The following is a 19,695-nucleotide window of genomic DNA, read 5'->3' as shown; positions in this document are numbered from 1 at the left end:
TTTTGTGGTTTCTTTTGTTCACCTGGAATGTGCTCCTTTTGGTTGTATTAGTTATATGCTAATTCCTATTATAACCAATAACGAAGCACATTCCAGGGTTGTTTCAGCTTTTCTAGCAAAAAATCACACTGGTTTAGGGACTAGCGGTCGGCCTCAAGGTGGATGTGGACGCTTTACCGTCCTCCTTGGTTGAACAATTGAAAGCAGGAAAGGTCAACCTTGACGACCCGGCCACCACTCTGGCGCTTCTCAAACTGAAATCGGTTTTGGGTGTCACAGGCTTCTTCGATGCCAAGGGAAATCTGAAGTCTATTGGAATACAGTGCTCCTTTTGCCACTCGACGGTGGACGACTCACTCGTTCCAGGCATCGGCCACCGGCGGGACGGTTGGGCCAACCGCGATCTTAACGTTGGGGCCATCGTCTCTTTGGCGCCCAACTTGCAACCCCTAGCAGATTTATTGGGTGTCGATGTGCCCACCGTAAAGAAAGTTCTCGGCAGCTGGGGACCGGGCAAGTACGATGCCGAACTCGATCAGGACGGCAAAGCATTTCGCCCAGACGGGAAATCCGCGGCAACGTTGCTGCCAGCAGCCTTTGGCCTGGCCGGCGTGAACCTCCATACATACACTGGCTGGGGCTCGGTGACCTATTGGAACGCCTATGTTGCCAATACCCAGATGCATGGGAAGGGCACATTTTTCGATCCCAGGTTGACCCAGGAGCAATTCCCGGTGGGCGCCAAAGCCCGTTTCGGATACATGCGGAACAGCGATGACATGATTACCTCTAAGCTTGCTGCCCTTCATTTTTATCAACTGGCTATTCCAGCTCCGAAACCACCCGAGGGGAGCTATAACAAGCAGGAGCCTGCCCGTGGGCAGGCGCTGTCTGCAGGAAAGGCCAAGAGCGCCAGTTGCCACACGCTACCTCATTAGTACTGAGCCTGGTTTGAGCTTCCACAGCCCGGAAGAGATCGACATTGATGATTGCCAATTTTACCGGTCCCCGGACAAGAAATACCGGACCACGCCGCTGCGTGGATTCTGGAGTCATCAAAAACGTCTTGCTGTGGGCCGTTGGCTGCCTCGAGCGCGTCCGGCGTGCGAAATACGAGGAAGTGGCCCTCTACGTCGGCCCCAAATCCGCCGCCTAACTCAGCGAGTTTTTCTCTAAGCACAGTGGTTCATGAACAGGGCAACCTATTTTTCGGGACACGGCTGAACGCAGGGAAACGCGCCCGGGCGTGTTTGCACACGGATTGTTTTTGCTCCAGCCGCGATTATCCGCGTCCTAAGAAATACATGTCTCTCCTTATCTGGGCCGTATAGTCTTCGAGTGGGTGCATATGGTCTTGAGGGAGACGCGCAGCCAGCTCTGTGACCCATGAAGTGGTTCCCGGCAACGTCATGTCCGGTGCGAGTTCGCTCAAACACGCGGCAAGGAAGGCCCTGGAGGCTATCTCGGGGTCGGGCAGTACGAGGCTGTCCGTGTCGAGTACCAGGTCGTCATAGAGCATCAAGTCGAGGTCGATGGTACGCGGCGCGAACTTATCCGAAGTCCGCTGCCTTCCGAGGCCGGCTTCGATGCGCCTGAGAACCTGGTATTTCAGCGCCTCAGGAGTCTTGTCCGTCTTGATTTCGACGACGCAATTGTAGAAATCCGGCTGATCGGGCCGGCCTTCCGGTTCCGTTCGATAGATTGTGGAAACAGCAACAATCTGCTCTTGCCGGGCCAGGGCTAGGAGGGCAGTACGCACATTCTCTTCCGGCCTGATGTTGGATCCCACGGCTATGAACGCGCGAACCTTCACTGCGCCCCTCTTTGCCGTGATATCTCAACGCTCACGCTCCGGGCGAAGCGCAAGGCAGATGGCTTGTCCACCCGGACATGGACTTTGATGACGCCGGGTGTCTCGAGGCAGATATCCGCCACGGCCTGCGCGAGCGCCTCAAGCAGGAAATATTTCGAGTTCTCAACCAGGTTGAGCACCCGTTTCTTGATGGCTCGGTAGTCAATGGCATCTTCGAACTTGTCGGATCGCCCCGGCTTCCGGAGGTCGGCGTAGATGGAAAGGTTGACGGTCACATCCTGTTTTTCGGTGCGCTCGTCTTTGTTGACGCCCACGATGCAGCGGGCGCGAATGTCAGTGATTATGATCCGGTCCACGATTTGGCTCCATGAGGTGCCGGCCTCCATCCACGAAAATCACCTGGCCGGTTATGAAGTCGCTTTTGAGTAGATACAGAACTGCGTCGGCGATATCGGCCGGCTCCCCGTGCCGTTTGAGGGGGATCTTTCGCGCGAGATCGTTCAGGTAGCTCTCATCCTCACCGACGGGAGGTAAAATCAACCCGGGCGCCACACCGTTCACGGTTATTCGGGGAGCAAATTCAACCGCCGTCATCTTCATCAGGAGGGCGAAAACCTGCTTGCTGAGAATGTAAGCCACGTGGGATCGGTCGTCTCCCACAATCCGCGAATCAAGCAGATTGATGATTTTCCCGCGACCGATGTGGCGGGCAAACTCCCGGCTGAGCACAAATGGCGCCCACGCGTTTACCTGCATTTGGTTCATCAGGTCCGCAAAATCAATGTTCTGGATGGTGCTCGGGAGAAACAGCGAAGCGCTGTTCACGAGAATTTCGAGTGACCCGGCCGCCTCGACGACTTCCGGGATCAGCCGTTGGGCGGCCGCGATATCGCTAAAATCCGCATCCACGAGCCACGCCATCACTCCGTGTGAAGCCAGCTCCGTGCGCAGTTCCTCCGCTTGCCTCGCGGAATGCCGGAAGTGCACGGCCACATTAACACCAGCACGGGCGAGGGCCAAAGCAATCTCCCGGCCGATGCGCTTCGCCGCGCCGGTTACCAGCGCCGTCTGGCCGTGCAGGCTCTCTGTGCTCATCAGAAAATCGCCTCGCCTCCGGCTGAGACTCCGTGCCGGGCATGGGCACCGGATTCAGGGCGCGCGCATCACGAGATCCCAAGCGCCCGTATAAAGTTATCGAACGTCCCGATTCTCAGGCCAGGCGTTCGGTAGCATCTGCGCCGCGGAGTATCAGCTGGCGCGCCGCATCCACTTTATCCCAGACATTGCACATCATGACGCCGCGAATTTTGTGGTTCCGCAGATAATAGATGACGCCCGTGTCGTGCTGTTTCTGCCAATCCGCAACGATCTCCATTTGAGAGTTCACATCACCGACTGCCTCATATCCAAACTCGAAAAGATCGGAGAAGAAATACGGCATATAGGTGAATGGTTCGTGTGCTCCGGCCATATTCCGTCCGGCAAGTTTGCCCTGGTTGAGGGCATTGTCCCAGTGCTCGACACGGGCCTGCTGTCCAAGTGCCTGGTAGGGGAACCGGGCATTGTCGCCGGCGGCGTAGATGCTGGGATGAGACGTTTGCAGGTATTCATTGACGATGATGCCGTCGCCGGTTCTCAATCCCGCTGCTTCGGCCAGTTCGACGGCAGGTTTTATGCCGACGCCGACGATCAGGAGGTCGCACTCGATCTGCGCGCCGCCACTGGTCCGGATGAAGAATGCTGATCCCTTCCGGTCGAAAGAAGTGGGTTTTTGACCTTTCAGAATCCTGATGCCTCGATCCTGATAGATCCGCTCCATTGCCAATCCCAGATCTGCAGGCAACACCCGGTCGCACAGGTGCGTAGCAGGGTAGACCATGGTGACATTCAACTTGTTGATTCGGAGCGCGGCGGCCATTTCCGATCCGATGAATCCACCGCCGATGATCATGGCGGATCTACCTTCGTCAGCCTGTTGTCTGATCCGCTGGTAGTCGTCCAGGAACCGGTAGTAGCAGACTCCGTCGATTTTCCCGCCGGGAATAGGGAGATTCTGTGGCGCGCCACCTGTTGCCAGCAGCAGTTTCTTGAACCGATGGCTTTGCCCTTTGCTATCCGTGGCCGTCGGGCTTTTTGCATCCAGCGATACAACACGCCTGCCCGGGAAGAAGGAAACCCCATTATGATCATAAAATGCCTGATCGTGAACAAAGAGATCTTTGACTTCGGTTTTGCCGAACCACAATTTTTTGGACAAGGGCGGCCGGTGATATGGAAGGTGGTTTTCCGCGCCGATCATAGTTATGGAGCCGTCGCGGTCGTGTTCCCGGATCCCTTCAATAGCCGCCGCCGCTGCCAATCCTGCGCCAACAATCAGGTAGTCACAATAATGTTCCGCCATGGCTGGACCCTCCTCTGTCCTCTATTTTCTCAGGCCGCAAGCGACAAGAAACTCTTCACGCAGGGATGAGTTTCCGTCGTATTCCCCGCGCCAGAACGTGGTGCGGGTCTTGGGAGACATTTCCCGGACGCCCCGCATCTCCACACAGAGGTGTCGAGCTTCCAGATACACCGCGACACCGTGTGGCTGCAACATGGCATTGAGAGTGTCCGCAATCTGCTGGCCGATCCGTTCTTGCACGGCAAATCGTCGTGCAAACAGCCGCACCAGACGGGTCAACTTGGAAATCCCGATGATGTGCTCGTGTGCAATGTAGCCGACATAGGCCTGGCCATAGAATGGCAGGGCGTGATGCTCACACAAGGCGACAAACTGGATTGGACCTTCTACAACCTGGCTCAGGCGGCAGTCCGGCCCGCCCCTGCATTCCGTAGCAAACACCTTGAGCAACTTCGGATCTCCGTCGTACCCCTCCGTGGCATCGTAGAGGGCTTGGATGAAACGACGAGGCGTCTCCGCGGTCGCGGGTGTGTCAAGGTTCATCCCGATTGCCGCGAGTATCTCCGCCGCATACCCCTCAAACTTCAGCCTCTGCTGGTCGGTAATCTCCCGCCGGCGCAAACCCAGCGTAGCGGCAACCGTCTGCCCGCTGGACTCATGGTCATGAGACATCGCACCCTCCACAGGAATCGCTGGCCTATTCCCGAATCTGAACTTCTACCTGCCTGCCGACATGATCCAGGCCCAGCCGGTTCTATGGAGCCTGGGCTCCGGTCAGCCGCACGCACGTTATTATATGCGGCTGTTTTCGATAATGTACTGGAACTCCTGCCCAGTCAAGCCCGCCTCTTAGATGCATGTACCCGCCTGGTGTTTCGATGGTGGCACGCGGTTCAATTGCGACCGACGAATAAGAGGATGACGGCGATGAAGAGAACGAGACCCACCCCGCCGGTTGGGAAATAATTCCACTCTCTGCTATGCGACCACCTGGGTAGCGCTCCCACGAGTGCCAAAACCACGACCAAAAGAGTTCCAAGCCTATTCCGCTCCCTTCTTATTGATCTCAGCGTTTTTACTTCACAACGCAGTTACCTATACCATTGGCTGGTTCTCGCGTCGGTTCAGTATGGCTCACACATGGGGTCAACATTGCTCATCCCCGTCAATAAGGGACAACAGCGCTATGGCCCATGCCTCTTTTGATTATGGGAGTGGAGTCTAACCCAGCGCCGTTTGGTGCTCCAATGGGGCGGTTCTTTGGCTGGGTGCGACATGGATTCTTACTTCGGCGCTGTGTTCCTGCCGGTCATCGACCAGGGGAATGGCTTGGTCGTCTCGTTCCATGCCATCTACGGTCACGGTCATCCCGGCATGCGCGTCGGCGGTTTGCAGGACGGCGATGTGATACACGGTCTCCCGATAACGGTAGTGGACCTTGAACTCCTTCCAATCCGCGGGGAGGCACGGCGCGAAACGGAGTTTGTCCACTTCCAGCCTCAGTCCCAGGAGTGATTCCACAATCAGCCGATACATCCATCCGGCCGATCCCGTGTACCAGGTCCAGCCGCCGCGGCCGATGTGCGGCGCGAGCGCGTAGACGTCGGCCGCGACCACGTAAGGTTCTACCCCGTAGTTCGCAACCGCCGCCGGAGAGGCCGCATGGTTCACCGGGTTGATCATGGCCAGCAGTTCCCACGCGCGCCGGCTGTCGCCCAATGCAGCGAAGGCCATTGCCGCCCAGATGGCGGCATGCGTGTACTGCCCGCCATTTTCTCTTACGCCCGGGACGTACCCTTTTATGTACCCGGGATTCAAGTCCGACTTGTCGAACGGCGGGTCCAGGAGCTGGATCAGCGCATGATCGCGGTGAACCAGGCGCTGATCGACTGCTGCCATAGCCATGCGCGAGCGTCCGGCGTCGCCCGCTCCGGATAGAACCGACCAGCTTTGCGCAATGGAATCGATCCGGCATTCGGGGTTATCGGCCGACCCGAGGGGCGAGCCGTCGTCGAAATACGCGCGGCGGTACCACGCGCCATCCCAGCCGTGCTGCTCGATATGCTGACGCACTCGCGCCGCCTCCCAGTGGCAATGTTCGGCGAAGCGACTGTCGCCATGCCCGCGGGCAACCTCCGTAAACCGTGTGAGCACTTCATAAAGGAAGAATCCCAGCCAGATGCTTTCGCCTTTGCCGTGTTCACCCACCAGGTTCATGCCGTCATTCCAGTCACCGGAACCCATGAGGGGCAGGCCGTGCTCACCCATGCGGAGACCTCTCAGGATGGATCGGACGCAATGGTCGTACAAACTGGCCGCTTCTTCCGACCGGCCGGGCAGATCGTAATACGAGTCCTCCTCCGCTTTCACCTGGCGGCCTTCAATAAAGTGAACGGGCTCATCCAACACCCCGGTGTCTCCTGTGCTCAGAACGTAGCGGCTGGTCGCCAACGGCAGCCAGAGGTAATCATCCGAACAGTGCGTACGCACGCCCCGGCCGGAGGGGGGATGCCACCAATGCTGAACATCTCCCTCCGAAAACTGGCGTCCCGCGCAGAGGAGCAAGTGTTCGCGCAGAAGGTGGGGCTCGGCGTGCAGGAGCGCCATCACGTCCTGCAACTGATCGCGGAAACCGAAGGCGCCCCCTGGCTGGTAGTATCCGTTCCGCGCCCAGAGGCGGCACGCGAGCGTCTGGTATAAGAGCCAGCCGTTGGTCAGGACATCAAGGGACGGGTCGGGGGTTTCCACATTCACCGCGCCGAGCGTGCGGTTCCAATACTCCCACACCGCTTCGAGCGCAGCGCGCGCTGAGCCGGACCCCCGGAAGCGATGCACCAGGTTGACGGCGTCATCGGTGTTGCGCCCGACGCCGAGCCTGAAAATGATCTCACGCTCTTGTCCGTCGGCGAGCTCGAACGGAACCTGGACTGCGGCGCAGGGATCCAACGCGGCTCCCACCTTGCCGGAAAGCCGCGCTCGAGTCATGGCCGCCGGACTGCGAAGCGTGCCGTTGCGCCCCAGGAACTCCGTCCGGTCGGCGCTGACGGTCCGAGCCGCATCATCCACGTCGAAAAACGCAACCCGATCGGCGAACTCCGTGTTGTAGGGATTACGCGCGAAGAGCGCGCCGCTGTTGAGATCGACTTCGGTGATCACGTGCATGGCGGATTTCGGGCGCAGATCTCCCAGCACCCATTCCGCATAGCCTGTGGCGGAGAGGCGGCGGGATCGGCCGGACTCGTTGCGCACTTTCAACACCGTGAACTTGATCGGCGCGTCCCGGGCCACATAAACCCACAGCTCGGAGCGGATGCCGCGCTCCATGTGCTCAAAGACGCTGTAGCCGAATCCGTGCCGGGTGGCGTATGGCGTCGCCCCGGGGCTTGGCAGCGGCGTGGGCGACCAGAAGTGGCCCGTCTCTTCGTCGCGAATATAGATGGATTCTCCGCTCGCATCGCTTACGGGGTCGTTGTACCAGGGAGTGAGCCGGAACTCGTGGGCATTCTCGCTCCAGGTGTAGGCACAGCCGCTCTCCGAGACGACCGTTCCGAAGTCCGGGTTCGCCAACACGTTCACCCACGGCGCCGGCGTCACTTGCCCGGGCGCGGTCGTAATCACGTACTCGCGCCCATCAGGGGTGAAGCCGCCCAGCCCGTTGAAGAAGATCAGATCGCGGCGAGGCAATGCGGTGGCCGCCGGGGGTTCGGCGCGGCGGATTCTGGTCGGCGTAAGGCGCGGGACCGGCACTTCCATAGGGCCGCGCCGGTTGATCTGGTCCGCCAGCGATCCCCGGCTGTCGCTGATGATGGCACGAGCGACCGTCTGGAGCAGAACGCGATCTTCGTTCGATATCTGCTCCGCAGGCCTGACAAAGATTCCACCCGGCCGATCGGTCACGTTGGCTTCGGTGCCCGCGGCAATCAGGCCCATGATTTGTTCTTGGAGCCCTTGCCGGTAACCGGCGTGCTCTTCGTTCCAGACTACCAGGTCGACCGCCAGACCCTTCAAGCGCCAGTACGCGTGCGCCTGCACGATCTGGCGCACCAGTTCGATATTGGCCGGGTCTCCGACCCGCAGCAGCACGATCGGCAAGTCGCCGGAAATCGCGTAACCCCATAGACCGGATTGCCCCCTGGAGTTCTTGATGAGGATGCTCGGGTCGGCGCGCAATGAGGAATTGGCGTAGATGATGGAGCCGGCGAGGCGCCCATAGAGTTGCGCGTCGGCTTCGGTGGCATTGAGTTGCTGCAGGAGCACCTGGCCATGTGTCCAAGCCAGGTCGAAGACGCGATCCGCCAGACGCCAATCCTGATATTTTTCTACCAGGCCCAGGCATGCTTCGCGCGTCGCGCCGATGCCGGACACAACATTGATCGCCGCCGTTTCTTCCGGATCGAGCGTTATTTGCTGGCGGATTGCGACCATCGGATCCAGCACGGACCCCTCGCAGCCCGAGAGCGCCGCGGGATCGGTCATCGCTTTGGGAGTGGCCACATTGCGTCCCCGCCCGATGAACCGCATCCGGTCGGTTTCATAGGAGATTTCGCCCATCCCCGCCCCATGAACGGCCATTAAATGAAACATCCATGGCGTCTGCTCGCCGGTCGAGCGGGGCCGGCGCGTGCAGAGAATTGCCTGCCGCTCACGGATGATCTCGGTCTGAACGAACAGATTACTGAAAGCCGGATGAAGCGCGTCCGCGGCCCGCGCAGCGAGGACGACTTCCGCGTAGCTTGTGATGTCGATGGCTCTGCGTGTCCGGGAGCGGTTGGTGATGTGGATCCGGCGCAGTTCGATGTCATCCTCCGGGGAAACCGCAATTTCCGTATGGGTGTCGACCCCCTGTTCGCGGCAGCGGAACTCCACCCGCGCCTCCGAAAAAACCGCTTCGTAGTTGTGTGATGGTATCAGCGCCGGTTGATATGCGGTGGACCAGAACTTCCCGCTCGCCACGTCGCGGATGTAACAGAACGTGCCCCAGTTGTCGCAGGTGCCGTCTTCGCGCCAGCGCGTGACTGCCATGTCTTTCCAGCGGCTGTAACCACCGCCTGCGTTCGTGATCATCACGTGGTATCCGCCGTTGGACAACAACTGCACTTCCGGTATCGGCGTATCCGGGCTGCTGAAGACGCGCACCGGCGTCTCCGGACCGTTGGCAGTCACGCGTAAATCGGAACTCTCGGCTGTTTGCGAGTAGAACGCCGTAGCCTTGGGGACCCGCTCCTGGAGCAACAGCGTGGTCGCCTGGAAGGACGAATCCGACTCGAATCGCTTCTGCATGGGACGGTCCAGGAGCAGATAGGCCAGCGCGAGCAGGCTCATGCCCTGGTGATGCGCCATGAAAGAGCGAACCAGGCCATTGGATTGCCCGTGGGGCATGCGCGAGGGAGTGTAGTCGATCGCTTCATAGAATCCATATTTCCCCTCGAATCCTTCCGCGGCGAGTCGCTCGAGATTCAGGCAAGCTTCCTCGGGCGCGACCATCAGCGCAAGCGCTGAGGCATACGGCGCAATGACCAGATCCTCAGCCAGCCCGCGTTTGAGCCCCAGGCCGGGAACGCCAAACGCCCGGTACTGATAGTTGAGCTGGACATCGATCGCGTTGTAGCCGGATTCCGAAATGCCCCACGGGACCTCGCGCTTTTTGCCATACGCGATCTGCCGGTCCACAGCTGCAATATAGGATTGGTCAAGCAGTGTATGGTCGTACGTCGGCATGACCAGGAGCGGCATGAGGTACTCGAACATAGAACCGCTCCACGAAAGCAGAACCGGCTGTCCACCTGCGGTAGTGAGCAGGCGTCCCAGGGCAAACCAACTCTCCTGCGGCAGCTGCCCTTGCGCAATCGCAACAAAACTGCACAATCTCGCTTCCGAAGCCAGCAGGTCGTAAGAACTCGAGTCCCGCCGGCGCTCGGCAACGTTGTACCCGATCGTCAGCAAATGGGATGCCTTGTCATACAGGAAGTCGTACTCGATACGGGCGAATTCCCCGGCTTGCAGCACGAGGCGTTCTATGACCGCAAGCCTTGCCCGAGCCCGCCGGCTTGCCTCCGTGATGAGCCGTCGAAACTCAACCAGCCACGCGCCGGCCTCCGGGGATGAGTTCGAGCCTGGCTGCGGTTCGATTGCCGGCAGCAAATCCAGCTCGAGACTTGCCAGTTGGCGCAGCGTCGGGATGGCATCGAACCCGCGAAAGCCTAATCCAGCAGGGGCCGGTTTCATCAGGGTCCACGGGGCCAGGATGGTCAGCTCTCCGAGGGCGTCCTGGCACTGCCGGGCAAAGGCGCGTGCCCACCAGTTGGCCTGGCTCTCGGGGTCTCCGGCATCGAGGCTGTCCGCCACCTGTGCGGCGGATGCCGCCAGCCGGTCGAGGCACTGCCACGTTGCCGTGAGCGTGGTAGGCTGGGAATCGGGCTCAAGATCCTCATGAAGTTGAGCGAGCCGGGCCGGAGCAGCACCTCCCGCGGTGTCCACGAGAATCCTGAGCGTGTCGCGGAGCCCGTCAAAAAAGCGCTCTCCCAGGATGTTGTGATCGGGAAGTGCGAGCAGACCGGGCCGCAGGGTTAATAGGTGCCCCGCGAGGTTCCCGCTGTCTACTGTCGAAATATATGCAGGCAGCAGCGGTTTCAGGGACTGCGTGTCGTACCAGTTGTAGAAATGGCCTCGGTGCCGTTCCAGTGCTTCCATCGTGTGGAATGCATTCGCCGTGCGTTCGATCAGTTTCCCCGGCGTAATGTAGCCGAAGTCGTATGCAGACAGATTCGCAAGCAACGCAAGTCCCATGTTGGTCGGCGACGTGCGATGCCCGATCGCGGCAACCGGACGTTCCTGAAAATTGTCAGGCGGCAGCCAGTGATCCTCCGGCCCGACGAGGGTTTCGAAGTACGCCCAGGTCTTCCTCGCAAGCTTCTGGAGAAAGATGATCTGGTCAATGGACAATCGTGCTGCCCGGCGGGCGAGCGGCCGGCTGATCCACCACGCGATCACGGGGGAGGCAAACCAGAGCCCCAGTATAGGCCCAGCCAACACCAGGGTGACAGGCCTCGAAAGCGAAAGATAGATCCCTGTGGCAACGGCTAAAGCGGGGGCAATCCACATGGACAGGCAGGAGGCGAGGAGGTTCATGCGGCTATTGCTGTCCGCGTGGTTCGAGGGGCTCCATTCGAGAAGTCTCCTGTGCGTGAACAGCATCCGCCCCGCCGTGCGGACAATCGCATCCAGGCTGAAAAATGCCTCGTAGGGGAGGCACACGAGCGTGAATGCCGTCTGCGCGAAGCGCCGGGCTGAACAACGCGCCGCCACAGCGAGGTGTTGACCCAGAAGTACATCGGCCGGCTTGCGCAGCAAATCCAGGATGCAATTAATCAAAGCAGGAATCAGGATGATGCCGAGCACCGCCAAGACCCAAAACCATGGTGGTGACAATACTGTCCAGCCCAGCAGCAGCATCAATGTCAACCCCGCAGGCACGAGACTGCGGCGCAGATTGTCTAAGATCTTCCATCGGGACAAGCCGGAGAGCGGATTCTTCTGATGGCGACTGCCGAAGCCGGGAACGCGTGGCAGCAGCCAGCGTGCGATTTGCCAATCGCCGCGGATCCAGCGGTGGCGGCGGCTCACGTCGGCGTTGTAGCCGGAGGGATATTCCTCATACAACAGCACATCGCTCAACAGCCCCGCCCGCGTATAGCACCCCTCCACAAGGTCGTGACTGAGAATCCGGTTCTCTGGAAGGCGACCCTTGAGTACCCGCTCAAACGCTTCGACATCATAGATCCCCTTGCCAATGAACGAACCTTCGTGGAAAAGGTCCTGGTAAACATCAGAGACGGCGCGCGTGTACGGGTCGATGCCCGGCTCACTCCCGAACAGTCGCGCGTACCGCGATCGGTTTGTGCCTGCCAGACTTATTGCCATGCGTGGCTGAAGAATGCAGTACCCTTCGCGGATGCGCTGTTTATCTTCGTCGTAGCGCGCACGATTCAGCGGGTGCGCCATGGTTCCTACAAACTGCCACGCCGAATCGCGCGGCAGTTGCGTATCCGTATCAAGGGTGATTACATACTTCACGCTCGACAAAACTGAAGTCTCACCGATGACGAGTGCGAACCGATCCCTGGAGCCGCCGCGCAGAAGAGAATTCAAATCCGCAAGCTTCCCGCGCTTACGCTCGTAACCCATCCAAATCCGCTCCCGGGGATTCCAGCGGCGCGGGCGATGGAAAAGGAAGAAATTGCCGGCTTTTGCGCGCCCATACCTTTCATTCAGCTCTTCGATCTTCTTCCGGGCCAGCTCTAACAGCGGCTCGTCTTCCGCAAGCGTTTCCTGCGGTGCGTCTCGAAAGTCAGTGAGCAGACCGAAGTGCAGGTGCTCGTCGCGATTTGCCAGGAACCGGACCTCGAGCGCCTCGACCAGATCCTCGATGTTTTGAGCGCTCGTAAGCATAGTCGGGATCACAACCAGCGTGCGTGATTCCGGAGGAATTCCGCCGGAAAAGTCCATGCGCGGCAGCAGGTGCGGCTTCGCCAGCAGCGTCGCGAGCCAGTTCACCAGTGCCACCGCCAGTTGACTTCCACACAGCAGCGAGAGGACACCAAGCAGGGCGAGCGGCCATCCCAGGGACCCGCCGGCATGCGCCTTCATCATTAAGCCCCCGGCAAAGGCCACTGTAATCAGCGTGATCGTGCCGAGATAGAGGAGTAAAGGAAACTGCCGTCTCATCCGCTGAAAAGCCTCAGCGGTAGATAGGCGCACCTCCGCCGTTCGTTCCAGCAGCGGCAATCCGCTCTCGATCAGATAAAACCCGGCATGTGCGGCCCGATCGCCGGCGCCATTCCTGGCCGCGCCCTCCTGTGCCAACTGGATCGTTTTGCGCGCCACCTCGCTTTCGGATAGCCGGCTGCTCTTCGCCAGCTCCTCCACTACGTGACGGTAGCGATCACGGGTGGCAAAATCCATATTGCCGTAAACGCCGCCGGGATCCGCGCGCAGGGTCTGCTCGACATCGCTCATAGTCTCGACGAAATCGCGCCAGTCCCTCGTCCCCAGAAACCTGAGGCTGCCGATGCTGTTGCTTATCGAAACCTGATCGGCGGCCTGTTGTTGATTTTCCGATTGCACCAACTTTTCAATCGTAAGGCCGGACTCGGCGAGCCGCTGCTCGATCCAGGTGAGCGGCAGCGCCAAAGCGGGGCTCTGTCCCTGCAGCCGGCGCGCAAATTCCGCAACAAATGAACTCGACACCGGAAGGTTCGACCGCGCCATGTCCGCGATCGCCAGAATCAGGCTCTTCGGGTCTTTCTCTGCGATCTCCGTCATCTGGTCTGCCCAGGAGTCGGCGTGATTTCGGTCGATCCTGTTGGCGGCGACCCGCGCCCCAACGCGGCGAAGATTCTCGATCAGTGCCAGGCGCAACATGATGGGGATTGCCCACAGTTCGCCCAGTTTCAGGACAGTCACGGTCTGGTAAGATGCCACAAAACTGCTGAGACTCTCCGAATCCACCCGGCCATCGCCGTGCGAGATCGCCTCCAACGCGATGTCGTACACTCGTGGGAGCCCAGCCGAAGGCCCGTCCAGCAAGCGCGGCAGCTCCCGGCTGTAGCCCTTTGGAAAGTGTCGCTTGGCCATGCGAATCTGCTCTTCGATCAGATAGAAGTTATCGAGCAGCCATTCCCCGGCCGGCGAAATCCGGCGGTTCGCCTTAACCGCATCCTCGATCAGGTTGCGGACTCCGATGAGGACGCCTTCATTCTCAGCCAGCCGCGTCAGAAGCCGGCCCGGAACACGTCCCGTACTTAACCTGTGCAAACCCGCCAGGGTCTTGCCATGCTGCTCCATCTGGGCGCGGCTGAATAGTTCCGATCGCAGCGGTGGCTCGGGAAGGCCATACTCCCCAGCCGCACCGTCTCCGCGGAGACCCGCCCAGAAATCCAGCAAGTTCCCGAAAATCGTCTTGCTCGCCGTCAAGTTGGTCTCCTCTTTAGAAGCAAACTCTCAACCAACCAGGTCGCAACCCGGGTGGCGGGCTTGGACGCAGCCCTTCCCCCGGTGATTATAGCCTAAAGTCTGTTGATTTGCGGGAAGCGAAGGTGCAGGCGCTATCCAGGCGACTTGAGTTATCGTGTCTATCCTCTCTTTCTCCGAAGCAACTGTTCTGCTTCGTGCAACGGGGAGAAGAAAGGGAAGGCGAAATTGTCCCCCTCCCTTTCAGATGCAGGAATATTCGCGGAGGTAACTGCGGATTGAGCCGCGGAGTGTTTGATTCAGAACAAATGAGGTCGGCCCATATGTGATTGATTCCTCTCTCCGGTGTGAGAAACTTGCGAATTGTGGGCACCCGGCCGTCGCGCCGCTCACGCCCGTCGAAACATGGCGTGGTAGATCACCAGAAACAAGACCGAGCCCACAACAGCAACAAACAGGCTGTAAAGATTCAAGCCACTTGCCCCGCGGGCTCCGAGCGTGTTGAACAAGAATCCGCCGACAATTGCTCCCACAATTCCGAGCAGAATATCGAGCAAAATGCCCTCTCCCCTTTTATTGACAAGCTTGCTGCCGATAAATCCGGCCAGCAAACCCAGAACAACCCAAGTTAGAAATGACATATCTGTCCTCCTTTGTCATCTGTTGTACCCGCGTGGCTTCGGAAACCCACCGGTTGACTCGATGGGCTTCCTGGCCACGCGGAGACCTGGGCATGACTATTTATTCCGAAGTGAATACCTATTCATGTCCGCGGTCAGCTTGGCTCCTTCCGCCGACTTCCTCGTCTTCGTGCCCGTGACGATTTCCTTGTTCGTTACTCCCTTTCCATACAGCTCAGCATTGGCGTCGTCATCGGGCCGGAGGGTAGCGCCGTCCAGCGAGACACCGGCAAAAACGCCTCGTGCGCGAGAATAGGACAGGATCTCCGCGTGCATCTTGAGATCTGTATCGGCCGACGAGGTGCGGCCCACCGGCCCGGCTGCCACGGAAGCATCCGCTCCAAGTGTGAATTTGCTCGAAAGGAGTTTTTCAACGCCTCCGGTGTTCATGACAAGCATGACGGCGTCCGTCTCCGAGCCTCCGATTTGAAAACCCACGCTCCCGCCTTCCACCTTTATGGCTGCCGGTGCGGACCAACCCGTGCCTGAAGCCAGGCGGCACATCATGAAGCCCCTGCCGTAGCTGGCTCCCACGATAAACGCGCCCTTTTTCATTCCAGGAACGATCACGATACACTGGCAACTCTCAAGCAACTCCTTCGGAATGGCCTTATCCGGCGTCGCCATAATCTGCTTCATGACATCGGATGCCGCAGTCAAGCGCGAAGCCGCGCTCTCTTCCGCAAACAACATTCCCGCGGACAATACGCCCGCGCCGACGCAGGTAATTCCAAGTCTTCTCAACGTTTGCAGTTTCATAAATTTCTCCCTGGTTTTTGATTCCAAGCCTGTTCGACTTCATGACTCAAGCATCGTTGATCACAAAACCCCGGCTGGCTTTCGCTTCGTACGTCGGAGGAATGACGGCAGGAATTAGCAAGTAAGCTGGAGTCGTCACAACTTCTCTAATCCTCTAGCGGTTGAATTCGCCAAGATTCGTCCGATTGGCGTCAGCCGTTATACCGCTCCCCATTTCATGTATACCCCGGGGTAAATGCAGTGTCAGTTCAGTTTTGCTCAAGCATCTGGTCAAAATTGCTCAGGTTGGCTTCACTCAAGACGATCACGGCATCGAATTCGTGTCCTGCTATAATAGGGTGAGATTATGGGCATGCAAACCCGTGTCATCCACCCGATTTATGGTCTTCTACCCACGGAAGTCGAGGGGTTCGATCCCCTCGCCGAGCTTGCCCTGGATATGCGCTGGTCGTGGAATCATGCCGCTGACGAAGTGTGGCTGCAGCTTGATCCCGCGCTGTGGGAACTCACGCATAACCCTTGGGTGGTCCTGCAGACGGTTTCGCGGAACCAGCTCGAGCGCGTGCTGGCCGATCCCGCCTTCCGAGGGAAAGTAGATGCCCTCGTGCAGTCCAAGGAGCACGCGGCTGCGGCGCCGGCGTGGTTTCAGCAAAATCATCCGCAGGCTCCCCTGACCTGTGTCGCGTATTTCAGCATGGAATTCATGTTGAGCGAAGCTCTCCCGATCTATTCGGGAGGTCTAGGCAATGTGGCCGGCGATCAACTTAAAGCCGCCAGCGATCTGGGCGTGCCGGTGGTCGGCGTGGGGCTGCTCTACCAGCGAGGGTATTTTCGGCAGGAGATTGATAAGGACGGGGCGCAACAGGCCCTCTTCCCGTATAACGACCCCGGACAGTTGCCGATCACGCCGTTGCGCCAGCCCAACGGGGATTGGTTGCGGTTGGAAATTGCCTTGCCCGGTTACTCGGTCTGGCTGCGCGCCTGGCAGGTCCAGGTCGGCAGAGTAAAGCTCTACCTGCTGGACAGCAATGACGCGGCAAACTTCCCCGTTCATCGAGGGATCACCAGCGAGCTTTACGGGGGCGGGCCGGAGCTGCGCCTTAAGCAGGAACTGCTCCTTGGGATCGGCGGATGGCGGCTGCTCGGCGCGGTCGGCATCCACCCGGAAGTTTGTCACCTCAATGAAGGACATGCGGCCTTCGCCGTGCTGGAACGCGCCCGCGGTTTCATGCAGGAGACCGGGCAACCCTTCCAAGTCGCACTGGCCGTCACGCGAGCGGGCAACCTCTTCACCACCCATACGGCAGTGGCCGCCGGCTTTGACCGTTTCGATCCGGCACTCATCGAGCAATACCTCAGTGGCTATGCCGCGCAGAAGCTCGGCATTACACTTCACGATTTGCTGGCTCTGGGCCGCCAGAACCCGAACGACTCATCGGAGAGCTTCAACATGGCATATCTGGCGGTCCGCGGGAGTGGGGCGGTCAATGGCGTGAGTCGCCTGCACGGGACGGTGAGCCGGCAGATCCTGGGGCCTCTCTTTCCCGGCTGGCCGCAGGACGAAGTGCCGATCGGACATGTGACCAACGGAGTCCACATGCCGAGCTGGGACTCGGCGGCAGCCGACGATCTTTGGATGGAGGTCTGTGGCAAGGACCGCTGGCTGGGGAAGACGGAAACATTGGAGCAGGATATTCGTCGCATCCCGGATGCCAAACTCTGGCAACTGCGCACCGCGGCCACCAGGTCTTTCGTTGAATACATTCGCGAACGCTTGTCGAGACAACTGGCCGCCTCCGGCGCGGCGCGCGAGGAGGTTGAAGTTGCAAAGTATCTGTTTGATCCCAACGCATTGACGCTGGGCTTTGCGCGGCGCTTCGCGACTTACAAGAGACCGAACCTGCTGCTGCGCGACCCGGAGCGGCTGCTTCGCTTGTTGACCAACCCTGAGCGCCCGGTGCAGCTCATCATTGCCGGCAAGGCCCATCCGGCAGACCAGGCGGGGCAGGCCTTGATTCAGGAATGGACGCATTTCATTCGACGGCCGGAGACGCGCCCCCATGCGATTTTCCTCGGTGACTACGACATGCTCTTAACCGAGCAATTGGTGCAGGGGGTGGATGTCTGGATCAACACGCCGCGGCGGCCGTGGGAGGCGAGCGGAACGAGCGGCATGAAGGTGCTCGTGAATGGAGGCATCAATTTGTCGGAGTTGGATGGTTGGTGGGCGGAGGCCTACACGCCTGAAGTGGGGTGGGCGTTGGGTGATGGGCAGGAACATGGCGACGATCCTGCCTGGGACGCTGTCGAAGCCGACGCGCTCTACGACCTGCTCGAACGCGAGGTGATCCCCGAGTTCTATGCCCGCGATAAAGACGGCATCCCCACCGCCTGGGTCGCGCGGATGCGCGAAAGCATGGCGCGGTTGACACCGCGCTTTTCCGCCGACCGAACGGTGCGCGAATACACCGAGCAACACTACCTCCCGGCGGCGGCAACCTACCGCGAGCGCGCTGCCGATCAAGGCGCAGTGGGTGAGCAGGTGGCGAATTGGCAGCGCACCCTGGAACAGAAATGGGCCACGCTGCGCTTCGGCGAAATGAAGGTGGAAACTGATGGCGAGCAGCACCTATTTGACGTCCAGGTCTATCTCAATGGCCTCGACCCGACGGCTGTTCGAGTCGAGCTTTATGCCGACGGAGTCAACGGCGGCGCTCCGATGCGGCGGGAGATGACGCCCGTCCGGCAATTGGGAGACGGGACCAACGGTTACGTCTATCAGGCGCAGGTGCCTGCAACACGCCCGGCGGCAGAGCATACGGCGCGAGTCATACCGCATTGTCCGGGTGTAGCGGTTCCCCTGGAAACCCCTCGAATCCTCTGGCAGCGCTGATGATGAAGACGCCTGAACGCCTGCTCGCCCAACAAGGACACAGTTGGCCGCCCGCTACGGAATTGGTGAATTTCCCCCGCGAGCTCACGACCGAGTTCGGTGCGACGTCAGCATATCCGCACTTGCTGGCTGCGCTCACGTCCCAGGAGGCCAACCAGGATCCGATCGACCTGGCATTCCTCGCCGCGGCCCGAGAGCGTCACATCTTCGACGCCGTTCCTGCAGTCACGGCTGTCTCCTTCCAGCCGTTCGATCCGCAAAGCCGGCGGGCGGAAGCCGTCGTCGAACAGAATGGGCAGCGCCATCGGGTGATGAAAGGGGCCGTGCGGGCCGCGGGCTTCGCTCGTCACCCCGTTTCGATCATAGAAGTCCTGATCAAGGCAGATTTGACAGCGATTCTAGTCGTGCAGGACCACGTTGAGCAGGCCACTGTGGACCGTCAATCCGGTGTCACCGTAATCGATGAATCCCAGGCTCCTGAACTTATTCATGAAATGACTGACACGCGACCGGGTTGTGCCGACCATTTGCGCCAGGGTATCCTGGTTTACGGTTGGAAGTACCCTCTCGGCTTTACTTTCCTTGCCGAAATGAGCAAGCAGCAAAAGAATCCGGGCCAAACGCTTCTCGCTCGAGTTGAAAAGCTGGTCGACGAGATCCGCTTCATATCGGATGTTCCGCGAAAGCAGATGCTTGACGAACAATTCCGAGACATCGTGTTGTTCGTGAAGTATGCGCGCCATTAAAGACTTCTCAAGCTTATCCAAGGTGCAATCCGTTATCGCGACCGCCGTTGACATACGCAATGGTTGACCTGCGAGGCATCCCTCACCGAAGAACTCACCTGCGCCCAGCACGGCGACGATAGCTTCCTTGCCCTGTTGGGATATAACCGTGAGCTTCACCTTGCCTCGCCTGAGGTAGAACAAGGAATCCGCAGGCTGACCTTGCCGGAAAACGGTGCGGTCCGTTCCGTATTCCAAAACGGTTTTCCCGCGGAAAATGCTGGTGAGGATGGCTTCCCAATCGACAGGCTGGCTTTTCGTACGCGCCGCAACTGCCTCCGTCTCTTGCTGCAAGCCTGGTGCAGCATCGGAAGTGATTGCTTTCGCGCGCTGCTTCCTGGCGCCGTTGCCGGCTCCAGGATCCAGCTTCACCGGATTCTCCAGAGAGATCATGT

General features: G+C 59.5%; 14 protein-coding genes. 3 read left to right on the top strand and 11 right to left on the bottom strand.

Annotated elements, in window-relative coordinates:
- Both LAP85_15755 and LAP85_15750 read left to right on the top strand, forming a co-directional pair.
- The coding region (locus LAP85_15755) for a hypothetical protein (GenBank protein ID MBZ5497859.1) at positions 1-193 on the top strand (193 nt) is incomplete at its 5' end.
- Positions 186-938: a hypothetical protein gene (locus LAP85_15750; GenBank protein MBZ5497858.1), complete on the top strand. Its 753-nt coding sequence runs from the start codon at positions 186-188 to the stop codon at positions 936-938. The genes LAP85_15755 and LAP85_15750, both read left to right, overlap by 8 nt.
- 344 nt (positions 939-1,282) lie before the next feature.
- Here the strand turns inward: LAP85_15750 and folK are convergent, their stop codons facing one another.
- The 9 genes from folK to LAP85_15705 form a co-directional block, all read right to left on the bottom strand.
- Positions 1,283-1,813 carry a 2-amino-4-hydroxy-6-hydroxymethyldihydropteridine diphosphokinase gene (folK, locus tag LAP85_15745; protein ID MBZ5497857.1) on the bottom strand — a complete coding sequence of 177 codons (531 nt, stop codon included), beginning with the start codon at positions 1,811-1,813 and terminating at the stop codon, positions 1,283-1,285.
- The gene (locus LAP85_15740) at positions 1,810-2,169 is read right to left on the bottom strand and encodes a dihydroneopterin aldolase (GenBank protein ID MBZ5497856.1); all 360 of its coding nucleotides are present in this window, start codon (positions 2,167-2,169) and stop codon (positions 1,810-1,812) included. Before LAP85_15740 ends, folK begins: the two co-directional genes overlap by 4 nt.
- Entirely contained in the window at positions 2,147-2,908 is a 762-nt protein-coding gene (locus tag LAP85_15735; protein MBZ5497855.1) for an SDR family oxidoreductase, read from the bottom strand. The genes LAP85_15740 and LAP85_15735 overlap by 23 nt, the downstream gene beginning before the upstream one ends.
- 115 nt (positions 2,909-3,023) lie before the next feature.
- Complete coding sequence (locus tag LAP85_15730) at positions 3,024-4,214, bottom strand: FAD-dependent oxidoreductase (GenBank protein MBZ5497854.1); 1,191 nt, start codon at positions 4,212-4,214, stop codon at positions 3,024-3,026.
- Between the two features lie 21 nt (positions 4,215-4,235).
- Complete coding sequence (locus tag LAP85_15725) at positions 4,236-4,886, bottom strand: GTP cyclohydrolase I (protein ID MBZ5497853.1); 651 nt, start codon at positions 4,884-4,886, stop codon at positions 4,236-4,238.
- A gap of 221 nt (positions 4,887-5,107) precedes the next feature.
- The gene (locus tag LAP85_15720; protein MBZ5497852.1) at positions 5,108-5,275 is read right to left on the bottom strand and encodes a DUF3309 family protein; all 168 of its coding nucleotides are present in this window, start codon (positions 5,273-5,275) and stop codon (positions 5,108-5,110) included.
- 160 nt (positions 5,276-5,435) lie between these two features.
- Positions 5,436-14,057: a cyclic beta 1-2 glucan synthetase gene (locus tag LAP85_15715; GenBank protein ID MBZ5497851.1), complete on the bottom strand. Its 8,622-nt coding sequence runs from the start codon at positions 14,055-14,057 to the stop codon at positions 5,436-5,438.
- Between the two features lie 515 nt (positions 14,058-14,572).
- Entirely contained in the window at positions 14,573-14,824 is a 252-nt protein-coding gene (locus LAP85_15710; GenBank protein MBZ5497850.1) for a GlsB/YeaQ/YmgE family stress response membrane protein, read from the bottom strand.
- A 96-nt stretch (positions 14,825-14,920) separates the two neighbouring features.
- Positions 14,921-15,622 (bottom strand): lipid-binding SYLF domain-containing protein, encoded by a 702-nt coding sequence (locus tag LAP85_15705; protein ID MBZ5497849.1) that lies wholly within the window; start codon positions 15,620-15,622, stop codon positions 14,921-14,923.
- A 346-nt stretch (positions 15,623-15,968) separates the two neighbouring features.
- Here LAP85_15705 and glgP point away from each other — a divergent pair, with 346 nt between their 5' ends.
- Positions 15,969-18,515: an alpha-glucan family phosphorylase gene (gene glgP / locus LAP85_15700; GenBank protein ID MBZ5497848.1), complete on the top strand. Its 2,547-nt coding sequence runs from the start codon at positions 15,969-15,971 to the stop codon at positions 18,513-18,515.
- Between the two features lie 107 nt (positions 18,516-18,622).
- Here glgP and LAP85_15695 read toward each other — a convergent pair whose 3' ends face one another.
- Positions 18,623-18,865 carry a hypothetical protein gene (locus tag LAP85_15695; protein ID MBZ5497847.1) on the bottom strand — a complete coding sequence of 81 codons (243 nt, stop codon included), beginning with the start codon at positions 18,863-18,865 and terminating at the stop codon, positions 18,623-18,625.
- Between the two features lie 48 nt (positions 18,866-18,913).
- On the bottom strand, positions 18,914-19,693 hold the full coding sequence (locus tag LAP85_15690) for a Crp/Fnr family transcriptional regulator (protein MBZ5497846.1): 780 nt from the start codon (positions 19,691-19,693) through the stop codon (positions 18,914-18,916).
- Between the last annotated feature and the right edge of the window lie 2 nt (positions 19,694-19,695).

This window comes from Terriglobia bacterium, assembly GCA_020072565.1.
Classification (GTDB): Bacteria; Acidobacteriota; UBA6911; order UBA6911; family UBA6911; genus JAFNAG01.
The sequence above is the reverse complement of the archived record's forward strand: the minus strand, read 5'-3'. Positions and strand labels throughout refer to the sequence as shown.

Coding starts and splice junctions, on each gene's coding strand:
- LAP85_15735 (MBZ5497855.1), bottom strand. CDS start 2,908: ATGAGCACAGAGAGCCTGCACGGCCAGACGGCGCTGGTAACCGGCGCG.
- LAP85_15730 (MBZ5497854.1), bottom strand. CDS start 4,214: ATGGCGGAACATTATTGTGACTACCTGATTGTTGGCGCAGGATTGGCA.
- LAP85_15725 (MBZ5497853.1), bottom strand. CDS start 4,886: ATGTCTCATGACCATGAGTCCAGCGGGCAGACGGTTGCCGCTACGCTG.
- LAP85_15715 (MBZ5497851.1), bottom strand. CDS start 14,057: ATGGAGCAGCATGGCAAGACCCTGGCGGGTTTGCACAGGTTAAGTACG.
- LAP85_15710 (MBZ5497850.1), bottom strand. CDS start 14,824: ATGTCATTTCTAACTTGGGTTGTTCTGGGTTTGCTGGCCGGATTTATC.
- LAP85_15705 (MBZ5497849.1), bottom strand. CDS start 15,622: ATGAAACTGCAAACGTTGAGAAGACTTGGAATTACCTGCGTCGGCGCG.
- glgP (MBZ5497848.1), top strand. CDS start 15,969: ATGGGCATGCAAACCCGTGTCATCCACCCGATTTATGGTCTTCTACCC.
- LAP85_15690 (MBZ5497846.1), bottom strand. CDS start 19,693: ATGATCTCTCTGGAGAATCCGGTGAAGCTGGATCCTGGAGCCGGCAAC.